General features: G+C 37.9%; 29 protein-coding genes. All 29 read right to left on the minus strand.

Features of this window, described 5'->3' with window-relative positions; translation table 11 throughout:
- Window positions 1-50 precede the first annotated feature (50 nt).
- Complete coding sequence (locus tag RI844_RS13475) at window positions 51-386, minus strand: zinc ribbon domain-containing protein YjdM (RefSeq protein WP_348395191.1); 336 nt, start codon at window positions 384-386, stop codon at window positions 51-53.
- 219 nt (window positions 387-605) lie between these two features.
- Window positions 606-1028: a nuclear transport factor 2 family protein gene (locus RI844_RS13480; RefSeq protein WP_348395192.1), complete on the minus strand. Its 423-nt coding sequence runs from the start codon at window positions 1026-1028 to the stop codon at window positions 606-608.
- 136 nt (window positions 1029-1164) lie between these two features.
- Complete coding sequence (locus tag RI844_RS13485; RefSeq protein WP_348395193.1) at window positions 1165-1629, minus strand: GNAT family N-acetyltransferase; 465 nt, start codon at window positions 1627-1629, stop codon at window positions 1165-1167.
- 142 nt (window positions 1630-1771) lie between these two features.
- Window positions 1772-2101: a gamma-glutamylcyclotransferase family protein gene (locus RI844_RS13490; RefSeq protein WP_348395194.1), complete on the minus strand. Its 330-nt coding sequence runs from the start codon at window positions 2099-2101 to the stop codon at window positions 1772-1774.
- Window positions 2102-2162: 61 nt separating this feature from the next.
- Window positions 2163-2666 carry a GNAT family N-acetyltransferase gene (locus RI844_RS13495; protein WP_348395195.1) on the minus strand — a complete coding sequence of 168 codons (504 nt, stop codon included), beginning with the start codon at window positions 2664-2666 and terminating at the stop codon, window positions 2163-2165.
- Window positions 2667-2787: 121 nt separating this feature from the next.
- Window positions 2788-3177 (minus strand): RidA family protein, encoded by a 390-nt coding sequence (locus RI844_RS13500; RefSeq protein WP_348395196.1) that lies wholly within the window; start codon window positions 3175-3177, stop codon window positions 2788-2790.
- A 127-nt stretch (window positions 3178-3304) separates the two neighbouring features.
- Window positions 3305-3757, minus strand: a complete 453-nt coding sequence (locus tag RI844_RS13505; protein WP_348395197.1) for a GNAT family N-acetyltransferase — start codon at window positions 3755-3757, stop codon at window positions 3305-3307.
- Between the two features lie 130 nt (window positions 3758-3887).
- Window positions 3888-4256 carry a VOC family protein gene (locus tag RI844_RS13510; RefSeq protein ID WP_348395198.1) on the minus strand — a complete coding sequence of 123 codons (369 nt, stop codon included), beginning with the start codon at window positions 4254-4256 and terminating at the stop codon, window positions 3888-3890.
- A gap of 127 nt (window positions 4257-4383) precedes the next feature.
- On the minus strand, window positions 4384-4959 hold the full coding sequence (locus RI844_RS13515; RefSeq protein ID WP_348395199.1) for a YdeI/OmpD-associated family protein: 576 nt from the start codon (window positions 4957-4959) through the stop codon (window positions 4384-4386).
- Window positions 4960-5085: 126 nt separating this feature from the next.
- Window positions 5086-5322 carry a hypothetical protein gene (locus RI844_RS13520; protein ID WP_348395200.1) on the minus strand — a complete coding sequence of 79 codons (237 nt, stop codon included), beginning with the start codon at window positions 5320-5322 and terminating at the stop codon, window positions 5086-5088.
- Between the two features lie 116 nt (window positions 5323-5438).
- Entirely contained in the window at window positions 5439-5813 is a 375-nt protein-coding gene (locus tag RI844_RS13525; RefSeq protein WP_348395201.1) for a cupin domain-containing protein, read from the minus strand.
- A 60-nt stretch (window positions 5814-5873) separates the two neighbouring features.
- A complete protein-coding gene (locus RI844_RS13530) occupies window positions 5874-6308 on the minus strand; it encodes a GFA family protein (RefSeq protein ID WP_348395202.1) in 435 nt (144 codons plus the stop codon).
- A 103-nt stretch (window positions 6309-6411) separates the two neighbouring features.
- Window positions 6412-7050, minus strand: a complete 639-nt coding sequence (locus tag RI844_RS13535) for a LysE family translocator (RefSeq protein WP_348395203.1) — start codon at window positions 7048-7050, stop codon at window positions 6412-6414.
- Between the two features lie 126 nt (window positions 7051-7176).
- Window positions 7177-7482, minus strand: coding sequence for a DUF1330 domain-containing protein (locus RI844_RS13540; protein ID WP_348395204.1), 306 nt, complete (start codon window positions 7480-7482; stop codon window positions 7177-7179).
- A gap of 135 nt (window positions 7483-7617) precedes the next feature.
- Window positions 7618-8001, minus strand: coding sequence for a hypothetical protein (locus tag RI844_RS13545; RefSeq protein ID WP_348395205.1), 384 nt, complete (start codon window positions 7999-8001; stop codon window positions 7618-7620).
- Window positions 8002-8046: 45 nt separating this feature from the next.
- The gene (locus tag RI844_RS13550; RefSeq protein ID WP_348395206.1) at window positions 8047-8388 is read right to left on the minus strand and encodes a TolB-like translocation protein; all 342 of its coding nucleotides are present in this window, start codon (window positions 8386-8388) and stop codon (window positions 8047-8049) included.
- A gap of 29 nt (window positions 8389-8417) precedes the next feature.
- Window positions 8418-8936 (minus strand): hypothetical protein, encoded by a 519-nt coding sequence (locus RI844_RS13555; RefSeq protein ID WP_348395207.1) that lies wholly within the window; start codon window positions 8934-8936, stop codon window positions 8418-8420.
- Window positions 8937-9804: 868 nt separating this feature from the next.
- Complete coding sequence (locus RI844_RS13560; protein ID WP_348395208.1) at window positions 9805-10152, minus strand: RidA family protein; 348 nt, start codon at window positions 10150-10152, stop codon at window positions 9805-9807.
- A 120-nt stretch (window positions 10153-10272) separates the two neighbouring features.
- Entirely contained in the window at window positions 10273-11022 is a 750-nt protein-coding gene (locus RI844_RS13565) for a type 1 glutamine amidotransferase domain-containing protein (protein ID WP_348395209.1), read from the minus strand.
- 177 nt (window positions 11023-11199) lie between these two features.
- A complete protein-coding gene (locus RI844_RS13570; protein ID WP_348395210.1) occupies window positions 11200-11646 on the minus strand; it encodes a hypothetical protein in 447 nt (148 codons plus the stop codon).
- A gap of 111 nt (window positions 11647-11757) precedes the next feature.
- The gene (locus RI844_RS13575; protein WP_348395211.1) at window positions 11758-12342 is read right to left on the minus strand and encodes a class I SAM-dependent DNA methyltransferase; all 585 of its coding nucleotides are present in this window, start codon (window positions 12340-12342) and stop codon (window positions 11758-11760) included.
- A gap of 149 nt (window positions 12343-12491) precedes the next feature.
- Window positions 12492-12683 carry a DUF3185 family protein gene (locus RI844_RS13580; protein WP_348395212.1) on the minus strand — a complete coding sequence of 64 codons (192 nt, stop codon included), beginning with the start codon at window positions 12681-12683 and terminating at the stop codon, window positions 12492-12494.
- 112 nt (window positions 12684-12795) lie between these two features.
- Window positions 12796-13098: a hypothetical protein gene (locus RI844_RS13585; protein ID WP_348395213.1), complete on the minus strand. Its 303-nt coding sequence runs from the start codon at window positions 13096-13098 to the stop codon at window positions 12796-12798.
- A 78-nt stretch (window positions 13099-13176) separates the two neighbouring features.
- Complete coding sequence (locus RI844_RS13590; protein WP_348395214.1) at window positions 13177-13356, minus strand: hypothetical protein; 180 nt, start codon at window positions 13354-13356, stop codon at window positions 13177-13179.
- Window positions 13357-13444: 88 nt separating this feature from the next.
- Window positions 13445-13813 (minus strand): VOC family protein, encoded by a 369-nt coding sequence (locus RI844_RS13595; protein WP_348395215.1) that lies wholly within the window; start codon window positions 13811-13813, stop codon window positions 13445-13447.
- Window positions 13814-13949: 136 nt separating this feature from the next.
- Window positions 13950-14252 (minus strand): hypothetical protein, encoded by a 303-nt coding sequence (locus RI844_RS13600; protein WP_348395216.1) that lies wholly within the window; start codon window positions 14250-14252, stop codon window positions 13950-13952.
- A 104-nt stretch (window positions 14253-14356) separates the two neighbouring features.
- Window positions 14357-15097: a carbon-nitrogen hydrolase family protein gene (locus RI844_RS13605; protein ID WP_348395217.1), complete on the minus strand. Its 741-nt coding sequence runs from the start codon at window positions 15095-15097 to the stop codon at window positions 14357-14359.
- Between the two features lie 115 nt (window positions 15098-15212).
- Window positions 15213-15566 carry a GFA family protein gene (locus tag RI844_RS13610; RefSeq protein ID WP_348395218.1) on the minus strand — a complete coding sequence of 118 codons (354 nt, stop codon included), beginning with the start codon at window positions 15564-15566 and terminating at the stop codon, window positions 15213-15215.
- A gap of 161 nt (window positions 15567-15727) precedes the next feature.
- Complete coding sequence (locus tag RI844_RS13615) at window positions 15728-16486, minus strand: alpha/beta hydrolase (protein WP_348395219.1); 759 nt, start codon at window positions 16484-16486, stop codon at window positions 15728-15730.
- Window positions 16487-16488: the final 2 nt, after the last annotated feature.

A 16488-nucleotide genomic window follows, 5' to 3' on the forward strand; every position in this document is an offset into this window, starting at 1 on the left:
TTGGCAGTCCCGTCTTAATTGGCTTGTTATAGTACTGAGCTAAGCCTCAGTCAGGCTTTTTTCACAAATTTTGCTGTCACCATCATGATGCCCGCTCCGTCAACTTTGCAATCTAATTGATGATCCTTGCCGTCAACAATTCGCCTGATGACTGCTTTTGTTCCAATTTTGAGTACTTGAGAACTGCCCTTTACTTTGAGATCTTTAGCTAAGGTGATCTTATCACCTTCATCTAGTAGCGTGCCGTTGGCATCTTTAATCGTTAAAGCTTGTTCACAAAGAATTTCTGCAGGATTCCACTCATGGCCACACTCTGGGCAAATCAAGTGATTTTGATCCTGGTAAACGAATTCAGATTTACAACTTGGACAAGGAGGAAAAGACATACATTACCACTTATAAAAAATTAGTCTGCGTTACATAGTAATAGCTCTCGTTTAATTTAGCGAGTTCATTACATCGGATTTTAAAGTTGGAGGCTGTTGTGCGCAAAACACCCATTTAAGACGCTGATAATAGTTTGCTAAATTCGTGTAGCGAAGTGAAACCGAGCAAACTGATAGCAGTCCCGCTTTAAATTCTTGTTATAAATACCTACACCAAACCTACTTTTCTTGTGGGTATGCTTGCCCTTCATCTTGGTTTGAAGCTGGTGAAGATGCATGTCTATGAAGCCATACCCATCGCTCTGTTTTTCTTAACGCTACACTCCAGCGAATTGGTATTTCTAAATTATTTCCTTGATATTCAAGATGAATAACCAAAGCGATGGCAACTACCGCATAATTATTTGAAATTATGATGTTTGACCACAGCCATTCAAACTCATTTGCTGTGGCTTCAGCAAAGTTTCTAATAAACAGCTCCCTGACAGAGTCCCTTCCTGTACAAAGTTCGTCAGCACCAGTGCCAATGACAGAAATATTATTACTGTCGTCAAAGACTTCCATTAAGGAATCAATATCTTTTGCACAATATGCTTTTGCATAATCTTCTAAAGTGGATTTAATTTCTTGTTCTTCAGTCATATTACACCTTGAGCCAATTTTGATTGCAGGATTCGAAGTACTTATAACGCCCCAATAAGGGACTAAAAATTGTTTGCTAAAATATGTAGCGAAGCGGAACCGAGCAAACTGTAAAAAGTCCCGTTTGAATTGTTTGTTAGCTGAATTTTTCCATGACAAAATTTGTTAATGTCTGGTCACGAGTATTCACTTGCTGTTCTTTAACAACTCTAAAGCCAAAGTGTTCAAAAAAAGGCCTTGCCGTGATGCTTACGTGAGAATAAAACCGCTTAATGCCTTTTCTCTCACCTTCTCTTTTTAAACTTTTCATCAAAGCTTTTCCTATGCCTTTTCCTTGATGCTGCCAATGGCAAAAAAAGTGATCTACATATCCATCATCTTGTATATCTGCGTAACCAACAACTTCATCGTTTATACATGCAACAAAAGGGTTTATTGAAGAAATACGTTTAGACCATTCGTTCAGACTATAATCGTCAGGGGCCCAAGCTTTAACTTGCGCTTCAGAATAGTCCTTTATATTTACATTGCGAATGGTATTAAAAAATATTTCACGCAATGCCAGCTCGTCACCTGATTGATATTTTCTGATAGTAACCACTAGATCCCCCTTATTCAGTTAACGCCCAACTAATGGGCTGATAATAGTTTGCTAAAATTGAAGCGAAGCGTAACCGAGCAAACTATTAGCAGTCCCGCTTTAAATTATTGTGAGCTGACGCCGTAGAGTGTTTCGCCAAGCATTATCCTTTGAGAATATAAATATAAGTCGCAACAACAGATCCGTCCTCAAGTATTGCTGATGTGACGACCCGTTCATAGCCCTCACCCTCAAACTCATCTAGTCGAGTCCAATGCCTAGATAATTCCTCGGAGCAGAAAATGAACCCATGAACTTCTTCTCCTAGTTCATCCAAGACAATGCCAGGATAACCAAGTGCTGCTCCCCAGCCTTCTTGGAGCAGCTTGCCCTTTACTATTGCGGATTCCCACGTGCCAGGAACCTCTGCCAGCACATGCTCGTTAGTCCTGCCAGGGGCGAGTGTTCCGTATACAAATAGTCGAACGTTCATAAATGTCCTAGGTAGCTAACGCCTTGATAAGAGGCAATAATATTAGCATTGCTTTTGCGTTTTATGCAAAAGCCTTATGATACTCAACATTTCCGTTTGGAATGTCCCCACTAAAAATTAATGACAGAAAATATTCTGGCGGTACACCTTTGAAAACTAAATTATCAAAGGCTTTGAAGCCAAATTTATTATAATAATCTGGTTCACCAAGAAGTACGCAACCTTTCGCGTTTAGCCCTCGAATAGCATCTAAACCTGAAAATATTAGTTTAGAGCCTACTCCTTGATTCTGATATTTGGGTTTTACTGAAACAGGAGCTAACCCATACCACTGAATAAATTCATTATTTATTTTTACTTTAGAGAAAGCGATATGACCAACTACCGTATTATTAATTATTGCAACTAGCGATACTGCCAGAGCATCATTATCACGTAATGTAGTGATAATCTCATGTTCAGTTTGATTACTATGAGGATGGTTTTTGAAAGCTTCAATTGTGATATTTTCAATATCATTAATGTCATCACTACATTCTGGTCGAATACTTATAGTCTGATTCATATGCTCAATCCAACGAAACGGTTAACGCCTTACTAAGAGGCTAATGATACTGGCACGTGGTTTTGCATTTTTGCAAAAAACATGGCGATGTTACTTGTCCTATTGAGTAACGTGTTATGCATCAAACTTCTACAACAGCATCGACTTCTATTTCAATAAGCCATTCAGGGTTAATAAATTGACTAACTTGCATGACAGTATCGACAGGGCGAATATCTTTAAAATACTCACCTCTAACAGCAGCAACTTCTTTCCAGTTATCAATGTTAGTTAGCAGCATACGAGTTCTTACTACATCATTCAAAGTTGCACCAGCTTCTTCCAGCGCCGCAATAATCGTTTTTATACATTGCCTAGTTTGTGCCGCGGGATCGCCAACACCAATGGTGACCCCATTTTCATCGATTGGCGCGGTTCCACCAATAGAAATAAAGTTACCTACCTTAACGGCTCGGGAAAAACCCAATTTTGAAGCATAAGGACTTGTACTCGGAATTAGAACACGACTCATAACCACTCCTTGATGTATAACGCCCACGTTAAGGGGCTTTTTATTAGTTTGCTAAAATTGTCTAGAGAAGCGAAACCGAGCAAACTGTAAAAAGTCCCGCTTGTACTGCTTGTACTGCTTGTTAAGGCTACGATCCAACATTCCAGCGGAAAAGGCCCTTGACATCAAGGTTAGCACCTAAACGCTCATAAAACTTTATTGCGCCATGATTGTCCTGTTCAACTTCCCACTTGATTCGGCTGGCTCCCTTAGCTACACATACTTCTTTAGCTTTTAACATTAAGGATTCACCTATCTGCTTGCCTCGAAATTTTTCCCACACGAATACATCATCAATATTCATATAGGATGAACCAAGCCAAATTGAATAATTCCACGTAAAAGAACAATAACCAGCCACTTTACCATCAACTTCTGCTACCAGTACGCCGAATAATGGGCTGTCCCCAAATCCAGAGTTAATCAATTCCTCTTTGGTAGTTACTACGTATTGTTCTTGGTTATGGTGCTTTGCGATAGCAATAATCAAATCATGGACAATATTGACATCAGATAGTGTCGCTTCTCTAACAGTTACCACTGAACTCTCCTAGTAGGTTTAACGCCCATTTAAGGCGCTGCTAATAGCTTGCTAAAATGTGTAGCTGGGCGGAACTTAGCCAAATGTTAAAAAACCTGTTTGAATGGCTTGTTCTGCATTTTTCAAGAAATCAGCGATGAAAAATAGCAATTTTATTCCCATCCAAATCTCTAAAGTACGCTCCATAATACGCTCCTCCATTTCTTTCTCCAGGTCCTCCTTCGCTGGTGGCCCCCAACTTTAAAGCCATTAAAAACACTTCGTCCACCTTTTTGGTACTATTGAGAGTAAATGCTACCATTGTTCCATTTCCATTAGTGGCAAGCTCCCCATCAAATGGGACTGTGAGCGCCAGTTTTGAACTGCCTTCTTCAAATTCCCAAAAAATCACAGTATCTGATTTGTATATTTGTGTACCACCAAGTGCATTCAGTATTTCAAAATAGAAAGCGCCAGCTTTGTCTAAATTATTAGTGCCTAATGTAGTGTGCGAAATCATAGGTTAATTCCATCTGATGCATAACGCCTCGTTAAGAGGCAAAAAATTGTTGGCTAAAATTAGCGTCGGAGGAGAAAAAGCCAACTGTTTTTTGTCCTTTTAAACGACTTGTTATGCCGAATCCCACTTATTTGGGCTTTTCTTCGTTAACAAGCATGTTCATGAATTTTGAGAACCGTCTTAGTCTGGTTTCGGGTTTCTTCGCACTTATCAATCCGTATGCGATTATAAAACGACTCGATTTATTGAGAGTTTCAAAAAAATTTTTAGCATTCGGCTTGCTCTCCAGTGCGACTATGAAGTCCGCGGGCACTTCCATTTCACTTGCCACATAGGCTTTTTCCCAACGACCATCCGCTTTTGCAGCACGAATATGCACTAGCCCTGATTCCATCATCCTGCTCTCACTTATCAAACGTTCCGCGTGCTCTGTGTTTCTTTTAGACCAATTACTTCGAGCTTTTCTGGGAGTAATTCGCTGAAGATAGGCTCGGTCATCGATTGACTTCTTAACACCGTCGATCCATCCCCAACATAGAGACTCGATCACGACATCATTCCAAGTCACACTCTGAATCCCAGTATTTTTCTTGTATATCTTCACCCATAGTTCACTTTCAGAAGCGTAATTTACCTTGAGCCACTGGCCAAGATCTTTTGGTGTTACAAATGTCATGGTTCTCAATGGATCAGGTTCAGGCATCAAATTAGATTCTCTTCGGCATAACGCTTAATTAACAGGCAAAAAAGTTGTTGGCTAAAATATGTGAGGAACAAACAAAAGCCAACTGTAAATTGTCCTTTTGAATGCCTTGTTATGTGTATATTATTACAGTTTTTCGAATTTCATAACTCTATAATATTCGCCAGAAGCTTTACATTTGTAGTTGCTATCATTGATGCCCCCACCCTTAATTTTTTCTAAGGTTCTATTTTCAAAGTAGCATGTATTAAATGTACTTGTAAAAGTGGCTTCACCTCTAAAATGATTAAAACCAGCATAAACAGGAGCACCGTTTTCAGTCATTTGAGATATTGCGGATATAAATCTATGCTTCTTCGCCAAAATTATCGTGCCTCTTGATACAAATAACGCCCATTTAAAGGGCTGATAATAGTTGGCTAAAATGTGTAGCGAAGCGATACCTAGCCAACTGTTAACAGTCCCGCTTGAATGACTTGTTATGTGGCAGATACGCACTGACTTGGAAATGATACCTCCATAACCAAGCAATCTTCCTCACAAATGAACGGGCCATGAACCTCACCAGGTGGGCGACTAGCAAAATGTCCCGCTTCTAACCATTGTTGGAAAGCAACATCGTAAAGCCGACCAGAAATTATAAAGATTTCCTCTGGGTAATCATGAGATTTGCCACCAAATATCTTTGTATCTGCACCGGCTTTAAAACGGGTAAGTCGTGTGTAATCTCCCGTTTTCTTGTCGAAAGCAAGGGTTAGCTGATCCAGCATTCCTGCGCTCCCTTCAATCGGCTCCCATTTATCTTTATTTTCTTCAGCTAAGACATTCCAATATGTTTCTGTACTTTTCGACACGACATTCCTTTTGACCACATAAAGCCCCGACTTGATTAGTTTGTTAGGTTAATTTTACGATTATTTCTGTAGTTTTTTGTTTAGTGTATCCATATCCGGCATTGTGGAGTATTGTATAGCATCACCGCTAACCACATCCCAGCTTGCTTTAGACTCAACAAATAAGTGAGCCGTCACCATACTATCAGCATCTTGTTCAAGCAATCCAGCTGGGATCCAGTATTGCACTTCATTTTGCATTAAATGAGGAACAGTACTGCCGCAGCGTTTACAGAAATCAGAGCGGTAACCTGATTCAAGAATAAATGAACTTATAGCATCAGTCCCTTTTACCCACTGAAACTGCTCAATATTTAAAAAAGTTGCAGTGTCTGATGTTGAGCCAGATAACTTTCTGCAAAGTGAACAGTGACACTGATATAAATTAGGAAGACAGCCCAATACTTTAAATGCGATATATCTACATAAACATTGCCCAACCATACTCTTCTCCATGCAGTTAACCTAACGCCCAGTTAAGGGGCTGATAATGTTTGGCTAAACTTGTGAAGCGAAGCGGAACCGAGCCAAACTTTAGCAGTCCCGCTTGAACAGCTTGTTAGCCGTTTTCCATTAAAGCTAGTTTTGAACCAAAGCCGATAAATACAACGCCAGTTATTGAGTTTAACCACTTCTTAAACATAGCATTGTTAGTTGCATTTTTAACGCGTGACAGCATAAGAATCATGACTGAGAACCATACGAAATTAACCAATGAATGAGCTGTAACTAAGGCGTATGCGTTTATTGCATTGTCGCTTACAGATATGAATTGTGGAAAGGCTGCTAAATAAAACATCGATACTTTGGGATTAAGTATATTGGTTAAAAAGCCTTCCGAAAATGCAACACGTATTGAAACGGATTTATCATATTTTTGAGGAGAGTTTAATTGGTTCGAGCTATTATCTTTAACAGCACTAATAAGTGCTTTTATTCCAATCCAGATCAAATAGGCTGCGCCTAGCATTTTAAAAATAAAGAATGCTTGAGCTGACTGTACAAGAAGCATCGAAATACCAAAAATGGATAATGTGCCATGCACATAAAAAGCTGCAACAAACCCCCATATATTAGCAAAGCCTGCTTTTTGTCCTGATATTGGAACTGTTTTAGCAATAAGAAAACCATTAGGACCTGGAGATATGACCAATAAGGTAGCTACTGCTATAAAAGTTAATATGTTGTTTATATCCATTTGTTATCCTACTAAAAATGTTGATTTTGCGAAGACGGCTAACGCCTTATCAAGGGGCTGATAATAGTTTGCTAAAATTGTGTAGCGAAACCGAGCAAGCGTTACGTGTCCCTGTTTATTTACTTGTTAGGTGTCTTTTTCGTAGCTAGAGATTATTGTTGCACTACCTACAGACTCTACAAAATAGGTTTCTTTGACTACTAAATATTTTGAGTCTGAGAAAAAACCTTCCATTTTGCTTTTACTAACAAAGTTGATTGTAAATACTCTATTAATATCCGCATTACCTTCTGAAATTAAAACATCAGAAACTTTAAAATCATAACCAAAGCGTCCTTCATAATCAGAAAGGATTGGTTTCATTTCCGTACGATAAGCATCATATTTAAGATCATCCAATACATTTAAACCAACTAGTATTTCATACGACATTTAAACTCCAAAATTCAAATTGTGCAACTGACACCTAACGCTCACAATAATGGGCAAATAATGCTTGGCTAAAATTATCGACGCAGGAGCAAAGGCCAAGCTGTTATTTGTCCTGATTTGTTTGCTTGTTAGGTACTACTTTGCCCCCAAACCTTTAAACACAGTACGCAAAGCTATCACAAGACAAATAACATGAATAAAAACAGCCATATAAAACCCTGCTGGTTGTGTATTCAGATGATACACATGATCATTTTTGAAATGAATTGAACCATACTTATATGCATTAATTAATTGCCATGAAAAAAAAGGAATGCAAAGAAACATTAAAAACCTTGTAATGTAAGCTTTATTTATTTTATTGAGCTTCTGAGGCTCAGGTTCCTTCTCAGGATTTAATTCTCGCTTTCTTATTTCATTTAATAGTGAATCGTATCGTTCGGGATAAGACTCATTATCAATGTTATCTTTAACATCATACAACTCTACAAGTGTATATTTCGTATAATCTGGATTCATTCAACCATATCTGTTGTAATACCTAACGCCTAAATTGCTAATGCTTCACACTTTTGGTCTTAGGCTCTCAATAACCTTAGCATCCACCCAATATCTTTTTCCTACGTAATTACGACTTCCATCTTCTTTTACTTTCCACTCTCCCCGAGTAAAAAATAGATATTTTCCATCATGAGTCACATGAGGAGAGCTTTCCTGAAGTTCTGTGTTTATTAGTGAGCCCATACTCATTGCTGGTAACCAAGAACCACCTTTGCGCCTAAAACTGATATAGATATCCGATTGTCCATGCCCGTCTTCTCGCTCTACATCCCACATTAAATAGGATTCATCTGGCGCAATATAGGGGTGAGCAATGTATTTTCCTGTGTTTATCTCGGTATCCATTTTTACTGGATTTTCATGTTTGCCGCCTATCAGGCGTGAATAACCAAGATTGCCATGTCCGTTATCTTCTTTTTTAAAAAAAGGAAATAATAAGTTCCGTTAGATGAAACCGACATACCATGTGCCTGTTCCTTTAAGAACACTCCTGGGCTTTTGGGCTCCGACCAACCAGTGTCGGTTCGTTGTCTATACTCCTTTCCAACGTACATTATATTGCCATCAGCAGAGAATTGTGGCCATCTTATATCAGTCTCAGATTCCTGACCCCATCTATTGTTTTCATATCGAATAACAAAAAATGTGCGCTTTTTATATTTCCCATTTTTCCTAGTGAAATAGAACTCCTTCATATCTGGCGAAAACGTACCACCTTCAAAACTCCCTTCTGGGGATACTATTTTAGGATCAAAAAGTTTAGGAATTAAGGCCGGTGGCTTTTCGCCCAAATAGCGACTTTCTATGGTTGGAGGTTTATCTTTACTATAACTAATGCCACTTATGGTTATAGTAGAAAACAGTAATACAATTGCAATACAAATTCGATCCATAATCTACCTTTCCTTTAAATCAACGAGTTATTCAACTTCCATATTGAAGTCGCTTTCATTGATATTACGCTTAAATGTGATTGAGCAAGCAGTGACTTTAACCAAACAAGCTTTAAAATACCTGACGTCTATATGACTTTTAGATGATTTTGTACTGAAAGCGAGAATCAATTTATTAGGTGCATATAACGTCAAGCCAAGCGTTATGCGTCCATTTTAGTAACTTGTTATGAGTTTTATTTCCATTCGTCGACATGCGAGTGAATTTTTATTTCATCAACATCGGGAAGCTCACTTAATTTTAACCCGCAGTGAGCGCAAACACTTGCCCACATACCCGAATTAGCTAACTGTGCACCACCAAATAATATATTAAATAAGCCAAAATACTTTTTATCGCATCTAGGGCAAGTAGACAAAGATAAACGGTAGATTAAGAAAAAATAGAAATAAACTGCGATGGCGGGAATTATACCCAAAGGGGGTATCGCAAACGACAGTAATGCGAATATAAAAAACGCATAAATACAGGCTTTTTTATAAGAATGAAAATTGTCGGACCTGGTTTTTATTTTCCTTAATCCGTCGAAATACTTTTCCAACTAAATATCCTTGAGAAACATCATAACGCCTATTATTGCCTTGTTATATTTAAAATCCCGTACCGCTCCCATCGTGAGTACCACTATAACCAGGAGGATTTATATGTTTAGTGAAGAACAACTGGTTGAGAAGCTGATTGTCCCATCGTATTTCCCTAATCACATAACGCCCCAATAAGAAGCTAAAAATAGTTGGTTAAAATAAGCGACGAAGGAGCAAAAACCAACTGTTTTTTGTCCTGCTTTAATGACTTGTTAGCTGTACATTAACGCACAGCTGTGACTGTTACCTCAATTAACACATCTCCTTCCAGAGCTACACCCAAACATGCTCTTTGTGGCCAATGTTGAGAATTGTCCCCAAACCACTCACACCAGACAGAGTCCATTGACGGTTTAGAATTCATATCTGCTATATAAACTTGAGCTGATACTATTTTTGTTTTGTCGCTACCCAGTTCAACTAAGTTATCTTGAATTGTATCTAAAGTTAATTTAGTTTGTCCTTTGATACCTAAAGAAGTATCTGATGATGTAGCTACAGTCCATACTAAATCTTTATATGCGGAAGACTTATTTCTTCCATTATAAATACCAGATTTACGCTCTATCACTGAATTATCCTGTATTGCTAACGCCTTGCTACAAGGCAAAAAACAGTTGCTTAAAATAAGCGACGAAGGAGCAAAAAGCCAACTGTTAGTTGTCCTGCTTGAATGATTTGTTAAGTGCCATTACAACTTATTTAAGATTATCATTTCTTTTGCAACAAGTGCAGCTGAAGGCAGAAACATTGTTGAGATAATACGTTGATCTGCGATCACTGTGTGCTTATCTTTTAGGGTTTTCTTATTTTGAGCGATAGCACCATTCTTATTAAGCTGACTTTCAATAAGAAAAGGCAACAGCGTACCTTGCTTTGCCCATGACTTAGATGTTTCAGTAGAGTTAGGAAATCCAGCTATTTTTTTCCCTTTTACCAAAAACTCCCCGTTAGATAATGTCACGTTTGCAATACCTGCTGAGCCGTGACCACCAACCCCTACAACACCACCAGACTCATATACACTACTGATAATGGAATGGATTTTTATATTATCTGCAACGTCAAACATTACACCGTAACCACCACCAATGAATACGCCCCAATAGTCGTTAGGGATAATTTGAGAAGGTGTAAATGAACTGTTCGCTTTTTCTAAGAAACCTTCATGTTTGATGGTGTAGCTACTTATGCCTAGAGGGTCCATCATAAACTCGACTTTTCCACCTTCAGGCGATACAAAGTCAACTTCAAAGCCGTGACTAACAAAAATGTGATAAGGGGGCGCGAACTCCCATAAATTATTTCTTGCGTCATGCTTTTCAGGATCTCCCATATCTACCATATTCGATACTATGATTAGAACTTTCTTGGTAGGTTCTGCTACAGCATTTGTGGTAAGCAAAGCAGCCGTTATTAAAATAGTGATGAAAAATTTCATTGTCTTCCTTCGTAAATAATTAAAATCATTATTTAGACGATACAAATGAATAAAAGGTTTAAATGCGGAATCAGCTTAGGCACCTAACGCCTTACTACAAGGCAAATAATATTGGCATGTGTTTTTGCGTCTTTTGCAAAAACCATGGCGATGTTATTTGTCCTATTAAGTAACTTGTTAGGCATTTTTTACACTTAATTGTGACCAAGACTGAAAAGTACCAACGGCATATAACGTACCAATTATTAAACAAATCCCCGAACTGATAAGCCAAAACGTTAAACTATTTTCGGGAAATATTGGCATTATGGCCATAAATGCTACACCTCGAAGTAAATAAATAAGAGAAATAACAACCAAGCCTAATCGAAGAAACGGAAGCCGAAATATAACTTTTGAGCCAGAAAGGGCATAAAGTGACCACACAGACAGAATCAAAACAATAATTGATGTAACAACAGTTGGGTACCAATGTCCATCCTCGGCCATTCTTGCCATTTGTTCACCAGCACCAAAAAAACGATACCAGTCACCACCGAAAATGATACATCCCAAATGAGCTATAGCAGCAAGAGCACTACAAATCGAACCGATGATTAAATATTTATTATTGCATGAGTGCACGGTACTTCCCTGAATGCCTAACGCCCCAATAAGGGGATTATATTAGTTTGCTAAAATGTGAAACGAAGCGGAACTGAGCAAACTGTTAGCAGTCCCGTCTTCATTGGCTTGTTAGGCATTTTTACCACATGCCATCAAAACAGACATTTTTCCTTTTGAACTTTCCATTATGAATGGGCTGGTCACTTGGATATCTATAAATTGATTTGATTCAAATGCCTGTCTCACTCTTGCTTCAGATAACCCCATACTGGAAGAATCATCTTCTGCAAGCCAATCCCATTGAATAAATGTTCCCCCGACCTTTAAGACTGATTTTAGCAAAGTTAAAGTTTCCTCATAAGATGGAAGAAAACCACAGACTGAAGATGCCACAACGAGATCAAATTTATCATGAAACCTTGAATGCTTTTTAATGATACCTTCAGATAGATAATCGGAAATAGTTGCAACATTTTTCAATGATTTTTTATCTAGGCACTTAATCATTTCTGAAGAAGGGTCTATAGCTACAATATTTTTAACCTCAGGGCTGATAAGTTGCGTAAGTGCACCAGTCCCACAACCAAAATCGAGAACAGTTAAAGCATCAAGGTTTACTTTCTTTACTAGTTCAGCAAAAGCCTTATTAGCATATACTTCAACAGAAGGATCAATATCCCAACCTTCTGCATACTCATCCCATTCGTTACTCAAAATGCACTCCAAGTTTGATTACATGGCTAACGCCTTAATAAGAGGCTAATGATACTGGCATGTGGTTTAGCGTTTTTTGCTAAAGCCATGACAGTGTTATTTGTCCTATTGAGTAACTTGTTATGTGTTTATACACAACAAGCTCACTTTTACTTTAACCTTGTGATACCAATTAAAACAGAAATAACACCACCTACCATTCCTGCCCAAGCTTCAATGGGTGTATCGCCGTTTAATGCGCGACTAAGTTGAGAGCTAGCTGAATCATAAATGTTGTAACCCCACATAACTAAAACAACACCTACAATGATAAGTACGATCCCAATAATTTTATTAATCATTATTACTCCAAATATTTATAAGATTACAGTTTATTCAACCTGGTGATTACGAAAACACATAACGCCCTAATAACAGCCAACGGTTAATTGTCCTTTTGAATTACTTTTTAGGTTATTGTTTACGAAAAGTCGCATTACAATCAATACATTTTTTTGGTTTTATCGCAAATCCTCTTCGCGTAAAGGCTGGTGTAATGATGGAGTTGCAATTTGGGCACCTGTAATACCGGTAGCCCCAAATATTATAAAGAATAGCCGCAATGATAGGACCCGCCCATGGGTTAATAAACGAAACATCTAACCAATAAACAGGAAAGATAGTTAGCGCAATTAATGCCGCTGTGCGCATAGTTTTAAAGAACTTAGTTTCAATTATTTTGAATTCTTCAGATACGTCGACTTGTTCTAATTTCATACCTATTAACCTAACGCCTGAATAATAGGCAAAAACCATGACGATGTTATTTGTTCTATTGAGTAACTTGTTATGTTTTTAGTCACAACAACTACCGCCACTTGAGCGTCCGCCTAATAAATAGAAAGCTTTACCTCTTCTATATCCTCGCAACACACCAAACCCAATAAAAAAGAGGATCACACCTATGGCAGGGATGTTTATAAAAAATAAAAATAAGCTCAACACAACTAATATAACACCAATAAATACTTGCACTAATTTTTCCTGATTAATTTGAGCCTAGCAATAATAAAAAGCCCTGACACTTTAACGGGTCCGATGCAGCTACTTGTTATGTATATGTTTAGATGTAACAGTGAAAGTTGAGCTTGTTGCCATCTAGATCCCTGAAATAACCAACATAAAAGTTACTCCCTTTCAGATATGGCCCACCTTCAGTGGTAGCGCCAAGTTCTAATGCTTTAGCGTGTAATTTATCTACGGCTTCTTTACTTGATGCAGACAAAGCCACCATTACACCATTCCCCACAGTGGCATTGCTTTCATCGAATGGTTTAGTCACGGTAAATAAAGGTTTTCCTTCACCAAAACTCCACGCAGTCAATCGTTCAGCATCAAATGCTTTAGAAGCACCCATTTCTTTGAAAATAATATCGTAAAATGAAGCAGCCCTTACTAAATCATTTGTTCCAATGGTGATATAACCTATCATATCCTTCCTCTTCGCTGATGCTCACTGAGCACATAACGCCTCACTAAGAGACAAATAATTGTTGGCTAAAGTGGTGAGGCACGAACAAAAGCCAACTGTTTTTTATCCGATTGAATGCCTTGTTATATACCTTTTATTACAAAGTAAAGTATAGAAAAAAACCAACACAGAATATTGCTAAATAGGTAAATGTACGGCCTATTTTCTGTGCGTCTTCACTTTCTTTAATTCGTTTTCTTTTCGGTGCTTTCTGTCCTATGGCCCATGTTCCAACACCAATAGGAACAACTAAATAGAGAAAACCAATTATTGGATTACCAAATGAAATTTCATTAAATAGCTTACCGCATTCATCATAACAAGAATTAGAAATCACTCTTGCTAACGCATATTGCGGAAAAAATAATATTAGAAGTACGATTCCTTTTATCTTCACCATACCCTCATAGGTATATAACGCCCGAATAATGGGCAAATAATTGTTGGTTAAAATATTGAGGAACGAAAACAGCCAACTGTTTGTTGTCCTTGTTTAATTTCTTGTTATATTTCAAATACGTGCCCAGACCATTTGTCATTTAGTTTTTCGGCTACAACAAGAGCATTTTCATTCTCAGAGGCACTAGCAAGTAATCCTGTATTTGACCAAATTGCACTTTTACCGGTAGGAACCCAATTACCAGTTGGTTGATTATGATTAGCCATTGCAACAAGAATATTATATTTCTTAGCATAATCAGCCATTACTGCAGTATCAGCATCATAGCCACCTGCTGTAATTAATACTCCAGCAACATAGACAGACGCACCTAATTCAGAGCAAGTATGTACATGGTTTGTATTATTGGTATCAGCACAGATCGCATTCGCAATTTTCGTGTTACCAATAGTTATTAACTTATGATTAGTTCCATAATTAAAGTATACCTCTTCACCTGAATGCAGGTGCATTTTTTCATAAGTATCAACTGCGCCTAATTCGGAAATTACAATAAGTCCGATTTTTGGTAAACCATTCGACTGCAAGGGAGCACCAACACCAATTTTGATATTATATTTAATTGCTGAGGCAATTAATGGTTTTAGTCTTTTATCATCACTTGAGAAAGCTAAATGTGCTGCTATTTCAGGCTCATAGCCTGTAAGCGATAGTTCAGGGAATACGACATAGGAAACCCCAAGTTCACTTGCCTTTTTTACAGCCTTTAAATGGGTACTGATATTCTCGTCAACATCTCCCTTTACCGATGCTACTTGAGCTACAGCAATTTTTAAATTTGGCACCAAACTTCCTTTGAAATAACGCTTTGCTAATAGGCAAATAATTGTTGGCTAAAATGTGTAGCGAAGCGAAACCGAGCAAATGGTTAGCAGTCCCGCTTTAAATTCTTGTTAGGCATTACAGCTCATTTTTGCCATCAAAATGAATAATTTTAAGTTCTCTTGGTTCAATATCATCAACACAACCTAAATTAATTCTGTATTTTCCTGGATCATAAGAAGTATCATGGAATGGATAAATACCACATGTTTTACAAAAGTGGTGGTTTACATCATGATCTCCCCAGTGATAAGTGCCAAGGTTTTCCTCGCCACTTAATAAAGTAAACTCACTAGCTTCATAACTTTGTTTAGACATAATTGCATTTTTTCTTATGCAAATAGAGCAATTACATTGTAATGCTTCTTCTATTGTTTCGCTCTCAAATTCAAATTGAACAGCTTTGCAATGACAACTACCTTTATACTTCATCTTTATTCCTTGTAGAGAAAACCGACACAGCTGTATATAAAAACAGTTATTAAGTAAAGACCGAATTTAAGTAATGCCTAAAGCCCTAATAAGCGAAAAATAATGGTTGGCTGTAATCGCAGAGCGATGGCCAACCATTATTTTTCAGTTGGATTAACTTGTTAGGCATTTTTGCCAAACAACCACATGATTGAGGCTTCAAGTAAATCTCCACCATGCACTAAGTTATGCCCCTCTGAGCCAAACTCAAACCTATAGTCATAGCCTTTGAAGTTTAAAGCTGACTCCATCTGTTTGTTAGCGAGCGCCCAATTTCCATACTTGGTATTCAAGTCGTTAGAACCACTTTGAAAAAACATTCTAATGGGTTTGGGGTATTCATTTCTTATTAGATATGGAAATTTACCTCCTCCTCTAATATCAACAAAGCTACCACAGTGGCTTAGTACATTACCGAATAAGTCTGGACGAAACCATGCAATTGACCAAGCACATATTCCACCTGAGCTGAAGCCCACAGTTGCTCGCTCTTTTGGATCTTGCGATATGTTTAGGCCATCCAATGCCTCAGGTAGCAGCTCATTGATGAGAAAGCGAGTATATTGATCATTAACTGAATCATACTCGAAGCTACGTAGTGTGTCTGAATGATGTTCTGGTTTTGTTGGCTCTTTGATAATACCAGGATTAATAAAAACACAAACCGTGGGAGGGATTTTATTAGAAGCTATGAGTTTATCAATTACTTGGGGGGCCCTCATAGGTTTAGCTTCGTCAATATAGTAGTACCCGTCTTGAAAAACCATCAAATTAGCAGGGGTATCTCCTTTGTAGCGTTCAGGAATGTAAACCCAGTAATCTCTATGTGTTCCTTCATAAATCTTACTATGAAAGGTCCTTTTTGTTAATTTACTTACCATAC

This window comes from Thalassotalea fonticola (genome assembly GCF_032911225.1).
GTDB classification, from domain to species: domain Bacteria; phylum Pseudomonadota; class Gammaproteobacteria; order Enterobacterales; family Alteromonadaceae; genus Thalassotalea_A; species Thalassotalea_A fonticola.

Coding starts and splice junctions, on each gene's coding strand:
- RI844_RS13565 (WP_348395209.1), bottom strand. CDS start 11,022: ATGAAATTTTTCATCACTATTTTAATAACGGCTGCTTTGCTTACCACA.
- RI844_RS13545 (WP_348395205.1), bottom strand. CDS start 8,001: ATGAATCCAGATTATACGAAATATACACTTGTAGAGTTGTATGATGTT.
- RI844_RS13610 (WP_348395218.1), bottom strand. CDS start 15,566: ATGAAGTATAAAGGTAGTTGTCATTGCAAAGCTGTTCAATTTGAATTT.
- RI844_RS13595 (WP_348395215.1), bottom strand. CDS start 13,813: ATGATAGGTTATATCACCATTGGAACAAATGATTTAGTAAGGGCTGCT.
- RI844_RS13580 (WP_348395212.1), bottom strand. CDS start 12,683: ATGATTAATAAAATTATTGGGATCGTACTTATCATTGTAGGTGTTGTT.
- RI844_RS13495 (WP_348395195.1), bottom strand. CDS start 2,666: ATGAATCAGACTATAAGTATTCGACCAGAATGTAGTGATGACATTAAT.
- RI844_RS13600 (WP_348395216.1), bottom strand. CDS start 14,252: ATGGTGAAGATAAAAGGAATCGTACTTCTAATATTATTTTTTCCGCAA.
- RI844_RS13540 (WP_348395204.1), bottom strand. CDS start 7,482: ATGTCGTATGAAATACTAGTTGGTTTAAATGTATTGGATGATCTTAAA.
- RI844_RS13530 (WP_348395202.1), bottom strand. CDS start 6,308: ATGGAGAAGAGTATGGTTGGGCAATGTTTATGTAGATATATCGCATTT.
- RI844_RS13510 (WP_348395198.1), bottom strand. CDS start 4,256: ATGATTTCGCACACTACATTAGGCACTAATAATTTAGACAAAGCTGGC.
- RI844_RS13535 (WP_348395203.1), bottom strand. CDS start 7,050: ATGGATATAAACAACATATTAACTTTTATAGCAGTAGCTACCTTATTG.
- RI844_RS13585 (WP_348395213.1), bottom strand. CDS start 13,098: ATGAAATTAGAACAAGTCGACGTATCTGAAGAATTCAAAATAATTGAA.
- RI844_RS13555 (WP_348395207.1), bottom strand. CDS start 8,936: ATGGATCGAATTTGTATTGCAATTGTATTACTGTTTTCTACTATAACC.
- RI844_RS13490 (WP_348395194.1), bottom strand. CDS start 2,101: ATGAACGTTCGACTATTTGTATACGGAACACTCGCCCCTGGCAGGACT.
- RI844_RS13550 (WP_348395206.1), bottom strand. CDS start 8,388: ATGGATACCGAGATAAACACAGGAAAATACATTGCTCACCCCTATATT.
- RI844_RS13475 (WP_348395191.1), bottom strand. CDS start 386: ATGTCTTTTCCTCCTTGTCCAAGTTGTAAATCTGAATTCGTTTACCAG.
- RI844_RS13500 (WP_348395196.1), bottom strand. CDS start 3,177: ATGAGTCGTGTTCTAATTCCGAGTACAAGTCCTTATGCTTCAAAATTG.
- RI844_RS13480 (WP_348395192.1), bottom strand. CDS start 1,028: ATGACTGAAGAACAAGAAATTAAATCCACTTTAGAAGATTATGCAAAA.
- RI844_RS13615 (WP_348395219.1), bottom strand. CDS start 16,486: ATGGTAAGTAAATTAACAAAAAGGACCTTTCATAGTAAGATTTATGAA.
- RI844_RS13515 (WP_348395199.1), bottom strand. CDS start 4,959: ATGCCTGAACCTGATCCATTGAGAACCATGACATTTGTAACACCAAAA.